The organism is Pseudomonas sp. NPDC088444 (assembly GCF_044900175.1).
GTDB lineage: Bacteria > Pseudomonadota > Gammaproteobacteria > Pseudomonadales > Pseudomonadaceae > Aquipseudomonas.
Window position 1 is genome coordinate 42,688 of record NZ_JBJDNK010000013.1, and the last position, 17,251, is coordinate 59,938.

Below are 17,251 nucleotides of genomic sequence, written 5' to 3' on the forward strand. Positions count from 1 at the left end.
CTGAACGCCCTCAACCCGCCCCGGTCACACCTCCAGAGCACCAAACCCGCTGGCCGGACGTCACGGGTAACCCTCGTTGTGGAGGTTCAGACATGGCTGACAAATACGATTGGGATTTGATCGAACGCCTGCTGCACGAAGTGCAGAACAGCGCCGGCAAACCGTTTGCGCCGCGTAAGTATGCTGAAGAACATGCTGCCGCCAGAGCCGCAGAAGGCGAAAGTACGGGCGATCTGGATGCGTTGAAAATGCAGGCGGCCGATCTGGAGGCGTTGCTGTTCAAGCGCGGGTTCATCGAGTCGAGGCCCGAAGACGAGGGCGGCAATGGCGAAAACTTCGTCCTGACCCCGCGCGGATCGAGCCTGCTGGCAATGATCGACAGCAGCATTCCCGGCAATGCGCCGCCGCGTCAGGTGCTGGATGAGGAGGGAGATGCACTGGACCCGGATACGTTCGACCGGATATCGGCCCATGCGCAGGTGGCGCCTGGTGCTATCTGATGGGTGAGAGATTTTGTGTTGTCTGGTCAACTGCATTCGCTACCCAGTTGGCTCTCACAAAGAAAGATCGCACCGAATCCAGACTTTTTTTGACGCTTAACCTGTGGGAGCCGGCTTGTTCGCGAATGCGTTTGTTCGGCGCATGCGATGTCGACTGACACATCGCCGTTCGCCAGCAAGCCGGCTACAGGGAGGGACGATGCATAACGACTGCGTTCACGACGCTTTCCCGGCGCCTTTCAGGCACGCCAGATTAGTAAAGTCCTCCCGTACATCCGCAATTTTCTCCAACAGATTTTGGCGTTGATCAGGCGAGCTTTGCGCCATCAAATCCGCAATCAATGAAATTGCCGCCTGTTCGGTGCGGTCGTACGCTGCCCGGTATTCCGGCGTCCAGAATGTCTCTCGGTCCTGCAGCAACTTCGCGATTTTCTGATCGAAATCCGGCGCGGCCCGCTGTTTGACGGCGCTGACCAGCAGCGATTGCCAATGCGCCCGGTTATCGATCCACAGACGATTCTGTTCGCCCAGCGACGTTGACCATTGCATCACACGTTCCCGCTGCACGGGACTCAGTTTGCCGATCCAGGGGCTCAAGCGTTTTTCCATGCGCTGGGCGCGCTCCTTGATCTGCTGATCCAATGGCTGATCGACATAGTCCGACTCATGTTTGCGCAGGTCTTTGTCAAACGTCGCTTGCATTTCTCCCACCTGCTGATCGTTGAGTTGACGCAGCAAGTCGACGGCGGTGGGCGTGATTTCCCGAGAGACGGTGGCGATGGCCTCCCGGGCTTCGGCGGTGCGGGCGCGGAGCTGTTCTTCGTTGACTTGGTTGGTTTGAACCATGCCCTGCAAGCGATCGAGCCAGGTCAGATAGCCGGGGATCTGCGTGGTGCAGTGCCAGTTCAGATGTTCCTTGAGGCGCTCATCGAGCCAGTCCTTTTGGGTGGCGTTCATGTCCAGATAGTCGTTGAGCGACCATGGGATGATCAGGTCCAGATGGCGATACGTCAGACCAATCTGGTTGCAGCCTGCGACGAACACCAAGCACATCCACCACGAAATACAGGCCTTCAACACGGTACGCATGACAGCTCCTTGCTGGTTCGTCTCCCAGTTATAGAGGCAATCAGGCGACGCCGGTTCAGCCGATCAGAACAATGAACGCACCAGCTTGAGCGTCACAGCACCTTCACACTGGCTGTTGTGGCCGCTGTAGGCGCTGCAATCGGCGCCGCTCAGGCTTGAACCGCTATACATCAGGTTCATGTCCATCCCCAGCCAGGAACGCGAGATGTTGAAGGACCAGTCGTTGTAGCCGCTGACCAGGCCGCCGCCATCGATGGTGGTCGGGGTGTCGAGCTGATGATTGCCGTATTGCATGCGCAGGTCCATTCCTAGCCAGGACAAAGCCCCAAGGTCGAGAAACAGCGTGCTGTCCTGGCGTCCGGCGTCTGCACTGACAGCCGTGCCGATACGGCTGTCGAAGATACGAAATCCGGCGTACAGCTCATGGCTGTCGATCTGGCTGGTATTGGGGTAGCTGTAGCGAATGACCCCTAATTCATAGCCCAGGGTTTGGTCGAAAGGCTTCTTGAAACCCATGTAGGAATCGAGCTCCAGCGTGCTGTCCGGCATGAGACCTGCGCTGGGGGACCACTGGCCGAAGTAGAAACCGCTGTCGTGGGTCAGGTCCAGCCCGCCGTGAAACTTCGAATCGCCCGTGCTGGGCGTGACCAACCCCTGAGCCATGCTACGGCTGGGGGTCGTGCCGAGTTTGAGGCTGAAATCACCCAGCTCACGCTCCATGACTTGAGCATTGGCCGTCTGGTACGTGAACAGCGCGCAGAGGAACGCCGCCCCGGTGCAGCGAGGCGCGCCACGCAAAAAATAGCGAGCATAAGGCATGCTTCACTCCTTTCAGGTTCAGAGGAGTGGATCGAAGGTGTCGTATCGAAATGCCGAACGGCTCGATAGGAACCGCGAGCTAGAGCCTCGCAAGCATACCGGTGTGAGCGGGTATGAACAGACCGTTGGTCGATTGGTTGCAGAAAAATTGAACTTCGTGATCAGTTGTTCGGGGAAATCAGCTTGTTGACCACGATCAGCGCCTGTTGAAACGACGGGTAACCACTCTTCGCCACGTCCAGTTCGTCGTATTTCACGCGATACGCCCTGGCCTTTTCCTGATCCACCGAGCCTGACATCTGAGCCAGCAACGCGATGGCCAGCGGGTATTTACGGTTCGCCGAATCTTCCAGCATGCCGTGGACCTGATCACTCTCTGCGTTCAGGCGCAGCAGCAAGACGGCCTGATAAAACTCGGCTTCGCCGGTCTTGTCCTGGCGGGCTGCGCGGTTCAGCAGCGCGCTGGCCAGCTCGTAGTTGTCCTGACGCCGTTCGTTGATGATCCATTTCGCCTGAAGCATGTCGTTCTGGTAAAGCAGGTAGTCTGCCCGGCAACCGCTGCCCACCGTGGACACATCACAACCGCGGCTCGCGCAGCCTCCCAGACCCAGCAAGAGCAGGGCGCCGAAAAACATCCATTTGTTCATATCGGTTTCCGCAATGACGTTGAGTGAACAGGCATCGTACGGTCTGTCGATTCGTTTTAAGCATGGGCAGCACAGGCGCACCAAGATGCAGGCTATGAAAAGACAGTAAAGCAGAGCTTTTGTGCGTGGGGTCGGGGAATCGTTCCACTCGCGTTCATTCAGCACGTTGGGGCCGTTTGCCCCGTCCGCAACCTACCTCCAAAGTCGGGTAGAATGCCGCCCACGCATTGAGGGTATCTGGAAATGGCTTTAGTCGGGCGTTACAACAGTTTGCAAGTGGTGAAACATACGAGCTTCGGTTTGTATCTGGACGGCGGGCAGGACGGCGAAATCCTGCTGCCCAATCGTTATGTGCCCAAGGACGTGTCCAGCGAAGACGAAGACTGGGTCAACGTTTTCGTGTACCTGGACAGCGACGACAAACTGATCGCCACGACTGAAAAACCCAAGGTTCAGGTCGGTCAGTTCGCCAGCCTCAAAGTGGTTGAGGTCAACAGCATCGGTATTTTCCTGGACTGGGGATTGTCCAAGGATTTGCTGCTGCCGTACTCCGAAGAAAAGCGCCCGCTCAAGGCCGGTGACTATTGCGTGGTGCACGTCTATCTGGATAAACACAGCCGCCGCATCACGGCGACCACGCGTCTGGACCGCTATCTGGACAAAGCGCCGGTTAACTACACCGTCGGCCAGGAAGTGGACCTGTTGGTGGTGGAAGAAACCGCAATGGGTTTCAAGGCCATCATCAACAACAAACACTGGGGGCTGATTCACAAGAACGAAGTGTTCAAGTTCCTGCGTTCGGGCAAACAGGAAAAGGGATTCATCAAGGAAGTGCGCAGCGACGGCAAGATCAGCCTGAGCCTGCAGCCGGTGGGCGAACAACTGGCCACCGGCCTGAGTGCCCAGATTCTCGCTAAATTGCGTGAACACAATGGCGTGCTGCCGGTCAGTGACAAGAGCGACCCGGAGGTGATCAGCAACCTGTTCGGCGTCAGCAAAGGCAACTTCAAGAAAGCCATTGGCGGTTTGTACAAACAGGGGCAGATCGTGATTCACGCTGACCGGATCGAGCTGGTCTGACGTGTACCCGCTGCCCTTTGCGAGAGGGGCGGCATGAAACGGTTTATCTACGCATACCTGGCCACGCTCGTGGCCTTCGCAGTGCTCGACGGCATCTGGCTGGGCGTATTGATGGGGCCGACCTATCGCGCCTGGCTTGGGCCGTTGATGCTGGCTCAGCCCGTCATCCTTCCGGCCGTGCTTTTCTACCTGATCTACATCGTGGGCATCGTGCTGATTGGCGTGTTGCCCGGCCTTCATCGCGCAAGTTGGCGGCACGCAGTGGGACACAGCGCATTGCTCGGGGTGATGGCTTACGGCACGTATGACCTGACCAACTGGGCCACGTTGCAGGGCTGGCCGTCGCAACTGGCGCTGGTGGATTGGGTGTGGGGGACGTTTGCGTCGGGTGTGGCGGGGGCGGTGGGCTACCTGGCCGTTCGCAAACTCCGGGTTTAGAAGATTCCCTGTAGAAGATCGCCGTCGTTCAGACCACACGCGTCGCGCAGCAAACGCCGACCTCCTGTGGGAGCGAATTCATTCGCGATGCGGTGGTACATCCGGCAAAGATGCATTGCGCCGGACATCGATTCGCGAATGAATTCGCCCCCACAGGGACACAGGGGGTGGGCAGGCGTTACTTCTGCACAAACCCCGCAAAACTCAAGTTCGCGCCATTGGGGCGCATGTCTTTCAGGTACGAATCCTTGTCCGCTGACAGCTCCAGGCTGACCGTGGACTTGCGCTTGCCTTCGTTGCGGATGACCACGCCGTCTTTTTGCTCACGCAGGAATTTGGTCGTCACCTTCAGGTGAATCAACTCGTCGGTGCTCGGGTTGTGCAGCAGCAGGTGCAGCCACTCGTATTGACCGACCGCCAGGCGGCTCACCGGCAGGTCGAACCACCAGATGTTGCGCTTGTGGTCCAGGGTGGCGAAATGGGTGTTGTTGGTGCCCAGCACGGCGCCGCCCAGTTGCTCGTTACGGCGCGCGATGGCCTGCTGCTTGTTGATTTTCATAGGGTTCCTGTGTGGCTCTTGCTCATGAGCCTGTTGCGTGAGCCTGAGTGTGCATCGGGTGATTGCAGGATAGGCCCGGTCTGGCTCGGCCGCGCATTCTCCGGGGTTGCCGGGCAAACATAAAGCCCTGTCGTCGAAACGTGTGGTTACAGACGCATGAAAACCGCTCGGAAAATAGTTGAAACTCTTGGAAACGTCGGTCGGTCAATCCTGTGTCGAGGTGATGACACCTTATTTTCTGAACTGGAGAATTCTCATGAGCAGCACCACCGATAAAGTCAAAGGCATGGCCAACGAAGCTGTAGGCAACGTCAAGCAAGGCGTGGGCAAGGCCACCGGCAACGATAAACTGCGCGCTGAGGGGAAGGCCCAGGAGTTGAAAGGTGAGGCCCAGCAAGCTGTCGGCAAAACCAAAGATGCCGTGAAAAAAGGCGTCGATAAGGCCTGAGGGGCTGTTCGTTCGGGTTTTGCACGCCTGAAACGATGATGTCGGCAAGCATTGGCGGCCATCCTGTGATGGCCGTTATTGTGTCTGGTCAAGACCCGTCCGAGACATGCTGAAACGTCCCGGCCATGGCAAAAGTGCTTAACTCTCTGTAAAACCCCCGCGCTTGTGAGGGGGCACACGGAATTTCAAAGCGTTTGCCCGCTCGTATAGGTGAATGTGTTTCAGATACGTCTACGTCGCGAAAGGAGACGCCATGATATTCCCGGATTTGCGCCAGTTACGTCTGACGACGGTGCTGGTCAGAACGGTCAAAGAGTTTCTCGACGACGAGATGTCGACCTACGCCTCGGCGCTGGCTTATCAGATGCTGTTCTCGCTGTTCCCGTTCCTGTTGTTCCTGATCGCACTGATCGGTTTTCTGCACCTTCCCGATTTTTTCAGCTGGCTGCGTTTGCAGTCGGAACTCGTCTTGCCGCCTGTGGCGCTGGACCAGGTCAACCCGGTGATCGACAAGTTGCAGCAATCCAAGGGCGGGTTGCTGTCGATCGGTATCGTCATTGCGCTGTGGAGTGCGTCGGCCGGTGTGCGCCTGATGATGAGCGCGATGAACGCGGCGTACGACGTGGTCGAAGAGCGTCCCGTGTGGAAGCGCATTCCGCTGTCGGTGCTGTACACCGTGGGCTTTGCCGGGATGCTGTTGGCGGCTGCGGCGCTGATGGTCACGGGACCGGTGGTCATGAACTGGCTCGCCGCGCAGATCGGCATGGAAGAGTTCATCGTCACCTTGTGGACCGTCCTGCGCTGGCCGGTGATCATCCTGCTGCTGATGATTTCCGTGGCGATGATGTATTACGTCATGCCTGATGTTGAGCAGGAGTTCCGTTTCATTTCGCCCGGTTCGGTGCTGGCGGTGGTGGTGTGGATTCTCGCGTCGTTGGGCTTCGCCTGGTATGTGAAGACCTTCGCCAACTATGACGCCATGTACGGCAGCATCGGGGCGATCATTGTGTTGTTGCTGTATTTCTACATCTCGGCGTCGGTATTGCTGCTGGGCGCTGAAATGAATGCGGTGATCGAGCACATGTCGGCGGAGGGCAAGGACAAGGGCGAGAAAGTTCAGGGAGACGGCGGCAAAGACGCGGACCCTGAGGTGGCGTACGAGAAACAGCATGTTTCCGGACTCGGACGCAACCATAGTCATGACCACGACGATTATCAGCAGCCGATGCAGGGCCTTGAAACCGACAAGTCCTGATCGACACTCCTGTTCGGTAATGTGGCAGCATGCGCTTCTGTCCGGCGCATTCGCCCTCTCGAAAGGTTCTGCCATGATTCGTGAAATTCTGAAAATGGGTGATGAGCGTTTGCTGCGCATCGCGCCACCTGTGCCCGAATGGATGTTCGGCTCTGGCGAGCTGAAAAGCCTGATCGACGACATGTTCGAAACCATGCGCAGCGTCGGCGGCGTTGGCCTGGCGGCGCCGCAGATTGGCGTCGACCTGCAACTGGTGATCTTTGGTTTCGAGCGCAGTGAACGTTATCCGGATGCTGAAGCCGTGCCGCAGACAATCCTGCTCAACCCGTTGATCACGCCACTGGAGCCGACACTGGAAGAGGGCTGGGAAGGCTGCCTTTCAGTGCCCGGCCTGCGCGGGGTGGTGGAGCGTTACGAGCACATTCGCTATGAAGGCTTCGACCCCGATGGCAAGGCGATCCAGCGCGTCGCCCGAGGTTTTCATGCGCGGGTGGTGCAGCATGAATGCGATCACCTGATCGGGCGCTTGTACCCGTCACGGGTCAAGGATTTCAGCCGGTTTGGCTTCACCGAAGTGCTGTTCCCCGACATGGACCCGAATGCGGATGATTGAGGGCTGCATTCGCCACCCAGTTGGCTCCGAGAGTGATTGCGCCGAATCCAGATTTTTTGTTCGACGCTGAATTTGTGGGAGCCGGCTTGCTGACGAAAGCGGTATGTCAGCTACCACCTCGTCAACCGGCACACCGCTTTCGCCGGAACGCCGCCCGCACCAGAGGCGGCTCCCACAGGGTGATGCCTATTTCGCGGGCTTCACAAACCACAATGTCATGCGATCCGACTCACCAATCGCCAGATATTTCGCCTTGTCCTGCTCACCCTTCACCAATGCCGGAGGCAAGGTCCAGACGCCGTCCGGGTAGTCCTTGGTGTCTTTCGGATTGGCGTTCACTTCACTTTCTCCCGCCAGCTTGAAACCCGCTGCCTGCGCCAGTTTCACGACGTAATCGGTGGGCAGGTAGCCATTCTTCTCGTTGTCTTTGGCGGTGGTGCCTGGCCTGGCTCGGTGATCGACCACGCCCAGCGTGCCCCCCGGTTTGAGCACGGTGTAGAACGCCTTGAACGTCGCCGCCTCGTTCCCTGCATCGACCCAGTTGTGCACGTTGCGGAAGGTCAGCACGGTGTCGGCCGAACCAGGTTTGCCGAAGACCGGGGCTTTGGGCGCGTATTCGACGACCTCCACCTTGCCGTAATGCACAGGATCCGCTGCGTATTTCTGCTTGAGGCTGTCGGCGGACTTCTTCGCGTAGGCACTCTCTGCCGGGTCAACGATGGCCGCGACGTAATGCCCTTTGTCCTTGAGCAACGGGGCCAGCAGCTCGCTGTACCAGCCGTTGCCGGGGGTGATTTCGATGACCGTCTGATCGGTGCGCACGCCAAAGAATTGCAGCGTCTGTTCCGGATGGCGGTACTGATCGCGCGCGGCATTTTGCGGCATCCGCCAGTCGCCTTTGAGCACGGTGGCAAATTGTTCGTGGCTGATAGTGGAGGAGGGGGTGACCGTTGTGGCAGCAGCGGCCAGACCCGATCCAAAAAGTGCGGTGAGGGAGAAAGCCAGAAGCGTCGGTTTCATCGGTGTTCCGTTCATCGGCTGAAAGTGATGAGCGACCCTAGCACGCGAGCTTGAGCCGTGGATGGCACATTTGGTTTGGTGGTTGGCACAAATGGATCTAAGCACGCGCCAGCGCCAGCAGGGGTTTGCTCTGTTGATAGCGGGCCAGGCGATCAGCGAGTTCCCGGGGCAACTCGCCTGCTTCGGTAAAACCACAGCGCTGATAAAACACCCGAAGATCCGGATCACAGAACAACCAGACCGGGCCATCGATGGCACCGATTGCGGCCTCGATCAGCGCCACGCCGATGCCCTGTCCCCGCTGATCCGGCGCCACGAACACGCCGGTCAACCAATGGCCTGTCTCGACTGGCGTCAGGCACAGCGCTGCCACGATCTCCCGATCTTTTGCCACCCACATCTGCGCCTCGCCCCGAGCGCGCATGCCCGAGCGATGGGTTTTGTAGAACTTCTCCAGCAGCGGGCGCTGAAGCGACGGGAGAGGCTGAAACTGCATGACCGGTGGCTCGTGTTCACGTTCGGGTGTTCGTTCTACCGTCATAACCAATCGATCTACAAGGTTCTTTGCCGCCAATGCACATAGGGTTATCAGCCCGATGCAGGAGCGGCCATGGCCCATTACCTCGACAACGCCCAACGCGAAGACATCGTCCGTCTGCGTGAGCGGTTCACTGGCCGTACGGAATGGCCCACCTGGCTGCTGTTGGCCGGCGTGTACGGCGCCTGGCCAGTTCTGTTATCGCTCAGCCCCCGACTGGGCGTCTGGCCGACCACGGCGTTGCTGATTCCGTTGACCGTATTGTGGATGTCGTTGCAGCACGAGTTGCTGCACGGTCATCCGACCCGCCGGCCCGCGCTGAACAAACTGTTGGGCTATGCGCCGTTTGCGGTCTGGTATCCCTACACGCTGTATCGCGACACGCACTTGCAGCACCACCACGACGAAGACCTGACCGTTCCCGGCCTCGACCCGGAAAGCCGTTACTTGAGTCAGTCCCGTTGGGCGCAGACCGGCCCCGTGATGCGTGTTTTGCGTTGGCTCGACAAGACACCGCCGGGCAGGCTGGTGTTCGGTGTGCCGCTGGCGTTAAGCAGTTTGCTGGCCGGTGAGTCGGTGCGACTGATTCGCGGCGATCGTGAGGCGTGGGCGATGTGGGCGACCCATGGGCTGTGTCTGGTGCTGATGTTCACGTTCATCGAGCACTACAGCGCGTTTTCGAGCCTGCATTACGTGCTGCTGGTCAGCGTGCCTGCGCTGGCGATTTCCATGGTGCGTTCCTATTACGAGCACCGGCCAGCCGAGCATTCGCACCAACGCACGGTGATCAACGAGGCGTCCTGGCCCTGGCGCTGGCTGTTCCTCAATCTCAACCTGCATCTGGTGCATCACGACTTGCCCGGGCTGGCCTGGTATCACATTCCCACGGTGTATCACGCTCGTCGGGAGCAGTGGCTGGCGCGCAGCGGTGGTTTTCGAGTGGCCGGTTATGGTGAACTGTTTCGCCGTCACAGCTTCAACCCTGTGGACAGCCCACAGCACCCTCACGTCTAACGCCGGTCTCGCCCATGGCTCAAGGTTTCGCGGAATTATTGATGTATGTTGCCCCTGAGCGGGTGCGTCAGGCTCAGGAGCAATGGCTGGGCCGTGTACTGCAATTGCTTGCAGTCGAGCGTCTTGACGCCCAGGGGGTAGACCTCAAACAGCTCTGGCGCTCGCCCCGACTGCTGATCACGCAGACCTGCGGTTATCCGCTGATGACGCAATTGCGGGGGCAGGTGCAGGTTGTGGGGCGTCCGGTCTATGTCCTGCCGAACAGTGCCGGGGGCAATCATTGCAGCCTGATCGTGGCGCGCGCGGACGATCCTCGGCAGCGACTTGAAGATTTTCGGGGCAGCCATGGGCTGCTCAATTCACGAGACTCCAACTCCGGCATGAACCTGTTTCGCCACGTATTGGCGCCGTTGCAGCGCGACGGGACGTTCTTCGGCCATGTGTCGTTGACCGGCGGACATCGCAACAGCCTTGCGGCGATCAAGGCCGGGCAGGGTGATCTGGCGGCCATTGACAGCGTGACCTTCGATTACCTGGCGCGAGACCAGAGCGATGAAGTCGTCGGCATCAAGGTTATCGGGCGCACGGCATTCGGGCCTTGTCTGCCTTACATCACGTGTATCGACGAAGGTGGCGAGGTCATCCGGTTGGCGATGAATCAGGCATTGACGGACTTGCCAGAGGTGGCGCAGGTGTTGGCAATCAGCGAGGTCATACCCGCGAGCGAGGCGGATTATCAGGTGTTGCTCGATTATCAACACCAGGCAGAGGCGGCGGGTCTGGTTGCCCTGTAGCGGCTCTATATTTCCTTATGGTCTATTTGAATCGTTTTTAATTATTTTTTATCGCATAACCACCCTTGCTAGCATGGCTCGACCGGAACACCGGACAGAACAATAAAACCATGCAAGGGAAGTGTTATGTCTGGCGCCGATCCGTCCCATCGCCAATACCTCAGCGATCTTTTTCAGCGTGATTACGTCTGGTTGTGCGAGCGCCTTCGTCGTCGCGTGGACAGCGCGCAGAGCGCCGAGGACATTGCGTCCGACACCTTCGTGCAATTGCTGACCTCGCCCAATGTGGTTCCAATACGGGAGCCGCGCGCGCTGCTCACCACCATCGCCAACCGGCTGATTTTCCAGCGCTGGCGACGTCGAGATCTGGAGCGCAAACACCTTGAGGCGCTGGCGACGGAGCGAGAGGCAGCCCCCTCAACGCCTGAAGATCGTGTCGCCGCATGGCAAACCCTGGACCGCATCGATCAGCGTCTGGACCGCCTGCCACTGAAGATCAAAACCACCTTCCTGCTCTCGCGCAGCATCGGTCTGACCTACCCTGAAATCGCGACCCGGCTGGGCATCTCCTCGCGCTCAGTCAGCGATTACATGGAAAAAGCTGAAACCTGCTGCCAACGCGCGTGTCTGGAATGAAGCGCATGCTGTGCTAAACCCAATCAGCGTTCCCCTTTTTGAGCCACGAGAGACCCTCATGACATCGATCAAACACCTGCTCGGCGGCTCGCTGCTGGCACTGGCGGTCCTGACGCAGCCTGCGCACAGCGCGGAAAAGGCTGCACCGATCCACTTTGGCGACATCACTTGGGAGAGCGGCAGCCTGATCACCGAGATCCTGCGCACCATCGTGGAAAAGGGCTACGGCTACCCGACCGACAAACTGCCGGGCAGCACCGTGAGCCTTGAGGCAGCGCTGGCCAAGAACGACATTCAAGTGATCGGTGAAGAGTGGGCAGGACGCAGCCCCGCTTGGGTCAAGGCCGAGGCGGAAGGCAAAGTGTACGGCCTGGGCGATATCGTCAAAGGCGCGACCGAGGGTTGGTGGGTGCCGGAATTCGTCATCAAGGGCGACCCGGAGAAGGGCATCAAACCCCTGGCCCCGGACCTGAAATCGGTGGCGGACCTGCCCAAATACAAAGACGTGTTCAAAGACCCGGAATCGCCTGACAAAGGCCGCTTCCTCAACAGCCCGACCGGCTGGACCTCGGAAATCGTCAACACTCAAAAACTCAAGGCCTACAAGCTCAACGACAGCTACGTGAACTTCCGCACCGGCTCGGGCGCGGCACTGGACGCGGAAATCGCTTCGTCGATCCGGCGCAACAAGCCGGTGCTGTTTTACTACTGGTCGCCGACGCCGCTGTTGGGTCGCTTCAAACTGATCAAGCTCGAAGAGCCGCCGTTCAATGAGGCGGCATGGAAGACGCTGGCTGACGCCAAAAACCCGAACCCGATTGGCTCCAGCTCCCTCGCGGCGCACCTGGCCATTGGTGTGTCGGAGCCGTTTCACAAGCAGTACCCGGAACTGGTCAGCTTCTTTGAAAAAGTCGACCTGCCTATCGATCAACTGAACAAGACGCTGGGCGAGATGAGCGAGAAGCGCCTGGAACCGAGCGATGTGGCCAAGACTTTCCTCAAGGATCATCCGGACATCTGGAACCCGTGGGTACCTGCGGAGGTGGCGAAGAAGGTCAGCGCCAGCCTGTAACGCGCATGTCTTTTCAACCTTGGCCCATTTGCGCGGTCTGAACACCGAATGCGACAGGATCGTGACGATTCACGTCCTTTCAGGCCCGGATGACTGGCAAACGCTTGTTCACCTGCTAGTTTCACCCGGGCAGTCAGTGCGTTGATCACCGATGTGAAGTCGCCGGGGAGAGGACATGGGATATAGCAGATCGGCTGCGTGGACGGGATTGAATACGGCCCTGCTGAGCCTGTTGCTCGCGCTGCCGTTGGTCACGCGGGCCGAGGAGAGCGCGCCGCCGCCTGCCGCGCCCCCCAGTGCGCTGGCGTTCGTGCAGGATCGCCATCTGGGCGAAAGCCTTGGCTGGTTGGGGTATCAGGTGGCCTCGCGCACAGTCACCTTCACCACGATTGTCGACGCGGTCGGACGTACCAAAGCCCAGGAGATCGTTCAGGACGAGCTTCAGTATCTGCAACCCCAATATCAACAGGAGTGGGACCGTAATCTTGCGGCGGCCTACGCGGCCTCTTTCACCCCTGAAGAACTCACCGCTCTCGATGTCGGGGACCCGCCACCCGACATCGCCAACAAATTCCGCACCAAGCAGCGTGACGTTGGGCTGGACATGAAGAACCGGTCCAGTGAGCTGCTCAAGGTCTACGTGTCGACAGCACTGGACAACGCTCTGAAAAAAGCCAAGCCTTGACGCTTGCGTCCCTTAACCGGGGCGCGCGAGGCATTCGTTTTGATCGACACGGGAAGGAGAGACCATGGACCCATTCATGCAGGCGGCCATCGACGAGGCGCAAAAGGGACTGGACGAGGGCGGCATTCCGATTGGTTCAGTGATCGTTCACGACGGCAAAATCATTGGTCGCGGCCATAACCGCCGGGTTCAGGAAGGCAGCGCGATCAAGCACGGGGAAATGGACGCCTTCGAAAATGCCGGACGCCAGCCTGCGAAGGTGTACCGCGAGGCGACGCTCTACACCACACTCTCGCCTTGCGCGATGTGCAGCGGAGCGATTCTGTTGTATGGCATTCGCAAAGTGATCGTTGGAGAGAACGAGACGTTCATGGGCGAAGAAGAATTGCTGCGCTCACGGGGCGTGCAGGTGGACGTGGTGCATAACGCGACCTGTATCGGCCTGATGAAGCAGTTCATCGCTGACAAGCCCGAGTTGTGGAATGAGGATATTGGGGAATAACAGCACAATTGGTAGCGCTGAGATTTCTGTGGGAGATTCTATGTTGCCTGATCAAGCGCGTTCGCCAACCAGTTGGCTCCCACAAGGACCGCGTCGGACCCATGCCTGATGTTCGACGCCGAACCTGTGGGAGCCGGCTTGCTGGCGAAAGGGGTACATCAGACACGCATCTGTTGACTGACACACTGCTTTCGTAAGCAAACGGAGCGCCGCCCGGCCGGCTCCCACAACGGGAAATGCATTGTTCTCAATCCAGCCGCAACGTCGAATTGAACTGGCTGATCGCGTCCACCACATGCCGCGACCCCTGCTGGATCTCCAGAATCACTTCTCCCGCCTCATGCGCCAGCTCGACCCCGGTGCCGGTTCGGCTCAGACTCGATTGCATGCTCGACACCGCGCTCTTGGCCAGTTCGTTGTTCTGCCTGACCACATCGACGATTTCCACCGTAGCCTTGCTCGTTCGCGCCGCCAGCCCTCGCACTTCGTCGGCCACCACGGCAAACCCGCGCCCGTGCTCTCCGGCGCGGGCCGCTTCGATGGCCGCGTTCAAGGCCAGCAGGTTAGTCTGGTCGGCGATGCTGCGAATGGTCTGAACGATGGTAGCGATGACCTCCGACTGCTTGTTCACCGCGTCGATGCTGCGCGCCGCTTCGTTGAGGTCGCTGGAGATTTGCTGGATCACGTCCACGGTCTGTTGCACCACGCTCGAACCCTTCTGCGCGCAGGCGTCGGTGTGCACGGACGTGTCATGCGCCGTGGTGGCGGCATTGCGCTGCACGGTCACTTGCTCAGTGATGTCGCTGGCGAACTTCACGACTTTGTAGAGTCGGCCTTTGACGTCGAACAACGGGTTATACGTGGCTTCCAGGTACACCGTTTGCCCCAGCTTGTTCACCCGCTCGAAACGATGGGAGTGATATTCGCCGCGATTGAGCGAGGCCCAAAACGCCTTGTACGCCGGGGAGTCGACTTCTTCGCGGGTGCAAAAGATGCTGTGGTGATGGCCCACCACCTCATCGAGCGTGTAGTGCATGGTGCGCAGGAAGTTTTCGTTGGCCGTGATGACCTTGCCATCCGGCGCGAACTCGATCATTGCCATGGAGCGGCTGATGGCGTCGATCATGCTTTGGTTTTCGTGATCCTTGTAGGCGCGATCAGTGATGTCGGACGCGACCTTGATCACGCTCTGCACCACGCCGTCGTTGTCGTAGACCGGCATGTAACTGGCTTCCAGCCAGATTTCGCGGCCGGACTTATCCAGCCGCATGACCTCGCCGCACAGCGGCTCGCCACGTGCCAGATCGCGCCACAGCTTGGTGTAGGCGTCGCTGTCGCAGAACGCCTTTTCGCAGAAGATCCGGTGATGTTTGCCCACCAGTTCGCCGGGTTGATACCCCATGGTCAGGCAGAAGTTTTCGTTGGCGTCGAGAATGATCCCGTCGGGGGTGAATTCGATCATCGCCATGGAGCGGCTGATCGCTGCCAGCTTGGCCTTCGATTGGCACAGCGCGGCGGTGGAAACCTGCAATTCGTATTCGACGGCTTTGCGGTGTGAATTGAACATCTGCCACCTACCTCACGTCCCTGGTCGATGAGTGCTGCGACTCGCCGGCAGGCCCGGAATTCGGGGCCATTGGGCGATTGCTCAGAGCATAGACAAGGGCAGGCGGGTTGCAATCCGAATAGTGGCTATTTCACATTCGATTGCGGGGACGCCGATCAGCGGCCAGTCACGGCTGCGGTTTTGCCGTGCCAAAAAGCTGCACCTGCTGCAATTCGCCATCCTGCTCGATCAGACGCAGGGGGGCCGTGCCACCGGGCATCACCACCTCCACCAGACCTTCGCTCACCCAGCCGCAGAGCCACGCCGCCGACGCCACTGCGCTGGCACTGGTGCCCGACGAGGCCGTTGGTCCTTCGCCGCGCTCGAACACCCGGGCCATGACGCGGTTCGGCTCGACCTTCGTTGCCCATTGCAGATTCACGCCCGCAGGGCAGGGGTCGCCTTCCCCGAACTCACCCTGCGCGAAGGCGATGCGGGTGAGGGCGTCATTGAGCGGGTTTTCATGCAACTGCTCGAAAGTGGGCAGCGACGCGGTGTCTGCCACCAGCGTGACGCAATGCGGATTGCCTACCCTGACGAACGCGCTGGTGTGCCAGTCGGGATGCAGACGGGCGAGACGTTCGACGCGATTGACTGAGGCAGCGCCGAGCACAGCAGCGCTTACGCCAGATCCTTTGGCTCCCACCGCGGCAGGGCCGAACCCTGGCGCGCCGATGTCCAGCCAGAAGCCTGAAACGCCGTCGATGGTCGCAGGAACAACCTCGGTGGGCGAGGGGCTGATGGCGTCGTCATGGTCGTGATGCACGCGCAGGGTGAAACCACCCTCTTTCGGCGTCAGGCCCGAGTCGGCCAGCGACTGCGAAAAAATCGTCAGCCCGTTGCCACTGCGTTCAGCCAGTGTGCCGTCGGTGTTGACGATCAGCACGTCGAAGGGCGCCGACTGCTGAAAGGGTCCCACCAACAAACCGTCCGAACGATGCGCCTTGCTGCCCGCAGGGCGTGCACCTTCGGGCCAGTCACAGATCGCTGCCACGGCCTGAGGCGCCCAGCTTTGACGGGATTGAGCCGCTTGGGCCGCCGATGCGGGAACGTTGATGCCCATCGAACGCAGGGTTTCGGGGGAAGTCACAGCGTAGATATTGCCGCGTGCATCGTAGAAAAGGGCCATGGTGGGTCCGGTGTTGGGGGGAAGGGCTGCATTAAATCACGCAGTTCAGGCTGACGCCGATCCCACAGGTTCGGCGTCGAACATCAGGCATGGGTCCGACGCGGTCCTTGTGGGAGCCAGCTGGGTGGCGAAAGCTGTTAATCAGGCAACATAGAATCTCCCACAGCGGGAAATCGGTAGCTCAGGTAGTCACACCACCAACGTCAACCACGCCGAGACCACCAACAGCAGCGCCATGGCCTGATTGAAGCGTTTCATGCTGTGGGCCGAGCGGCAGAATTTCGCGGCGCTGACGCCCAGATAGGCCCAGGCGCTCATGCACGGAATCGACACCAGAAAGAACAACGCAGACAGCCACATCACCTGCAACATCCGGTCGGCGTCGGTCCCGGCGAACACGCTGATCACCGCCACGGCCATCATCCAGACTTTGGGGTTGATCAGTTGCAAACTGGCGGCGCTCCACAGGCCAAGACGTGGCCCGTTGCCGGTTTTTTCAGGGTCGATGGCTTCGGCGGGGGCACTGAAGATTTGCCACGCCAGCCATGTCAGCCAGGCGATGCCGATCCACGACATCACGGTCTGGATTTGCAGATGGCGCGCCAGCACGTCGCCCAGTCCGGTGCCGACCATCAGCACCAGCAACGCGGCGCCGCCGCAGGCGCCCAGCACGATGGGCAAGGTGCGCAGCAGGCCATGCCGGGAGCTGTTGGTCAGCACCAGAATATTGGTCGGTCCGGGGGTGATGGAGGCGACGAACGCAAACAGCAGAAAAGGCAGAAAGGTTTCCATGGGTGACAACTCGGC

21 protein-coding genes and 1 pseudogene are annotated in these 17,251 nt (G+C 59.5%); 12 read left to right on the forward strand and 10 right to left on the reverse strand.

Going from position 1 to position 17,251, the window contains the following annotated elements:
* Positions 1 to 92: 92 nt before the first annotated feature.
* On the forward strand, positions 93 to 500 hold the full coding sequence (locus ACI2KB_RS23500; protein WP_404638475.1) for a transcriptional regulator: 408 nt from the start codon (positions 93 to 95) through the stop codon (positions 498 to 500).
* Positions 501 to 716: 216 nt separating this feature from the next.
* Here the strand turns inward: ACI2KB_RS23500 and ACI2KB_RS23505 are convergent, their stop codons facing one another.
* From ACI2KB_RS23505 to ACI2KB_RS23515, 3 genes are all read right to left on the reverse strand, one after another.
* Positions 717 to 1,589 (reverse strand): DUF6279 family lipoprotein, encoded by an 873-nt coding sequence (locus ACI2KB_RS23505; protein WP_404638477.1) that lies wholly within the window; start codon positions 1,587 to 1,589, stop codon positions 717 to 719.
* Positions 1,590 to 1,652: 63 nt separating this feature from the next.
* Positions 1,653 to 2,408 carry a TorF family putative porin gene (locus ACI2KB_RS23510; protein WP_404638479.1) on the reverse strand — a complete coding sequence of 252 codons (756 nt, stop codon included), beginning with the start codon at positions 2,406 to 2,408 and terminating at the stop codon, positions 1,653 to 1,655.
* A gap of 161 nt (positions 2,409 to 2,569) precedes the next feature.
* Complete coding sequence (locus tag ACI2KB_RS23515) at positions 2,570 to 3,055, reverse strand: hypothetical protein (protein WP_404638481.1); 486 nt, start codon at positions 3,053 to 3,055, stop codon at positions 2,570 to 2,572.
* Positions 3,056 to 3,298: 243 nt separating this feature from the next.
* Here ACI2KB_RS23515 and ACI2KB_RS23520 point away from each other — a divergent pair, with 243 nt between their 5' ends.
* Positions 3,299 to 4,135: a S1 RNA-binding domain-containing protein gene (locus ACI2KB_RS23520; protein ID WP_404638483.1), complete on the forward strand. Its 837-nt coding sequence runs from the start codon at positions 3,299 to 3,301 to the stop codon at positions 4,133 to 4,135.
* A 33-nt stretch (positions 4,136 to 4,168) separates the two neighbouring features.
* Positions 4,169 to 4,573, forward strand: coding sequence for a DUF2177 family protein (locus ACI2KB_RS23525; RefSeq protein WP_404638485.1), 405 nt, complete (start codon positions 4,169 to 4,171; stop codon positions 4,571 to 4,573).
* 178 nt (positions 4,574 to 4,751) lie between these two features.
* On the opposite strand, the gene ACI2KB_RS23530 is transcribed toward ACI2KB_RS23525, so the two are convergent.
* Positions 4,752 to 5,132: a hypothetical protein gene (locus ACI2KB_RS23530; RefSeq protein WP_404638487.1), complete on the reverse strand. Its 381-nt coding sequence runs from the start codon at positions 5,130 to 5,132 to the stop codon at positions 4,752 to 4,754.
* Between the two features lie 256 nt (positions 5,133 to 5,388).
* On the opposite strand from ACI2KB_RS23530, the gene ACI2KB_RS23535 reads away from it, so the two are divergent.
* The 3 genes from ACI2KB_RS23535 (at position 5,389) to def (ending at position 7,448) form a co-directional block, all read left to right on the forward strand.
* Positions 5,389 to 5,580 carry a CsbD family protein gene (locus tag ACI2KB_RS23535; protein WP_404638489.1) on the forward strand — a complete coding sequence of 64 codons (192 nt, stop codon included), beginning with the start codon at positions 5,389 to 5,391 and terminating at the stop codon, positions 5,578 to 5,580.
* A 253-nt stretch (positions 5,581 to 5,833) separates the two neighbouring features.
* Complete coding sequence (locus ACI2KB_RS23540; protein ID WP_404638491.1) at positions 5,834 to 6,835, forward strand: YihY/virulence factor BrkB family protein; 1,002 nt, start codon at positions 5,834 to 5,836, stop codon at positions 6,833 to 6,835.
* Between the two features lie 73 nt (positions 6,836 to 6,908).
* Positions 6,909 to 7,448 (forward strand): peptide deformylase, encoded by a 540-nt coding sequence (gene def / locus ACI2KB_RS23545; protein ID WP_404638493.1) that lies wholly within the window; start codon positions 6,909 to 6,911, stop codon positions 7,446 to 7,448.
* A gap of 186 nt (positions 7,449 to 7,634) precedes the next feature.
* On the opposite strand, the gene ACI2KB_RS23550 is transcribed toward def, so the two are convergent.
* Positions 7,635 to 8,468 carry a class I SAM-dependent methyltransferase gene (locus ACI2KB_RS23550; protein ID WP_404638495.1) on the reverse strand — a complete coding sequence of 278 codons (834 nt, stop codon included), beginning with the start codon at positions 8,466 to 8,468 and terminating at the stop codon, positions 7,635 to 7,637.
* Between the two features lie 97 nt (positions 8,469 to 8,565).
* Positions 8,566 to 8,964, reverse strand: coding sequence for a GNAT family N-acetyltransferase (locus ACI2KB_RS23555; RefSeq protein WP_404638497.1), 399 nt, complete (start codon positions 8,962 to 8,964; stop codon positions 8,566 to 8,568).
* A gap of 114 nt (positions 8,965 to 9,078) precedes the next feature.
* On the opposite strand from ACI2KB_RS23555, the gene ACI2KB_RS23560 reads away from it, so the two are divergent.
* The 6 genes from ACI2KB_RS23560 (at position 9,079) to ACI2KB_RS23585 (ending at position 13,709) form a co-directional block, all read left to right on the forward strand.
* Positions 9,079 to 10,020, forward strand: a complete 942-nt coding sequence (locus ACI2KB_RS23560; protein ID WP_404638499.1) for a fatty acid desaturase — start codon at positions 9,079 to 9,081, stop codon at positions 10,018 to 10,020.
* Positions 10,021 to 10,034: 14 nt separating this feature from the next.
* Positions 10,035 to 10,814, forward strand: coding sequence for a phosphate/phosphite/phosphonate ABC transporter substrate-binding protein (locus ACI2KB_RS23565; protein WP_404638501.1), 780 nt, complete (start codon positions 10,035 to 10,037; stop codon positions 10,812 to 10,814).
* 126 nt (positions 10,815 to 10,940) lie between these two features.
* The gene (locus tag ACI2KB_RS23570) at positions 10,941 to 11,450 is read left to right on the forward strand and encodes a sigma-70 family RNA polymerase sigma factor (RefSeq protein ID WP_404638503.1); all 510 of its coding nucleotides are present in this window, start codon (positions 10,941 to 10,943) and stop codon (positions 11,448 to 11,450) included.
* 58 nt (positions 11,451 to 11,508) lie between these two features.
* The gene (locus tag ACI2KB_RS23575) at positions 11,509 to 12,522 is read left to right on the forward strand and encodes an ABC transporter substrate-binding protein (protein WP_404638505.1); all 1,014 of its coding nucleotides are present in this window, start codon (positions 11,509 to 11,511) and stop codon (positions 12,520 to 12,522) included.
* 175 nt (positions 12,523 to 12,697) lie between these two features.
* Complete coding sequence (locus ACI2KB_RS23580) at positions 12,698 to 13,207, forward strand: hypothetical protein (RefSeq protein ID WP_404638507.1); 510 nt, start codon at positions 12,698 to 12,700, stop codon at positions 13,205 to 13,207.
* A 64-nt stretch (positions 13,208 to 13,271) separates the two neighbouring features.
* Positions 13,272 to 13,709 (forward strand): nucleoside deaminase, encoded by a 438-nt coding sequence (locus ACI2KB_RS23585; RefSeq protein ID WP_404638509.1) that lies wholly within the window; start codon positions 13,272 to 13,274, stop codon positions 13,707 to 13,709.
* 247 nt (positions 13,710 to 13,956) lie between these two features.
* On the opposite strand, the gene ACI2KB_RS23590 is transcribed toward ACI2KB_RS23585, so the two are convergent.
* The 4 genes and pseudogenes from ACI2KB_RS23590 to ACI2KB_RS23605 form a co-directional block, all read right to left on the reverse strand.
* The gene (locus ACI2KB_RS23590) at positions 13,957 to 14,496 is read right to left on the reverse strand and encodes a methyl-accepting chemotaxis protein (protein ID WP_404638687.1); all 540 of its coding nucleotides are present in this window, start codon (positions 14,494 to 14,496) and stop codon (positions 13,957 to 13,959) included.
* Positions 14,491 to 15,276: pseudogene (locus ACI2KB_RS23595) on the reverse strand (PAS domain-containing protein); the annotation flags it as partial. The gene ACI2KB_RS23590 and the pseudogene ACI2KB_RS23595, both read right to left, overlap by 6 nt.
* A gap of 166 nt (positions 15,277 to 15,442) precedes the next feature.
* Positions 15,443 to 16,444, reverse strand: coding sequence for a diaminopimelate epimerase (locus tag ACI2KB_RS23600; protein WP_404638511.1), 1,002 nt, complete (start codon positions 16,442 to 16,444; stop codon positions 15,443 to 15,445).
* 189 nt (positions 16,445 to 16,633) lie between these two features.
* A complete protein-coding gene (locus ACI2KB_RS23605) occupies positions 16,634 to 17,236 on the reverse strand; it encodes a LysE family translocator (RefSeq protein WP_404638513.1) in 603 nt (200 codons plus the stop codon).
* Between the last annotated feature and the right edge of the window lie 15 nt (positions 17,237 to 17,251).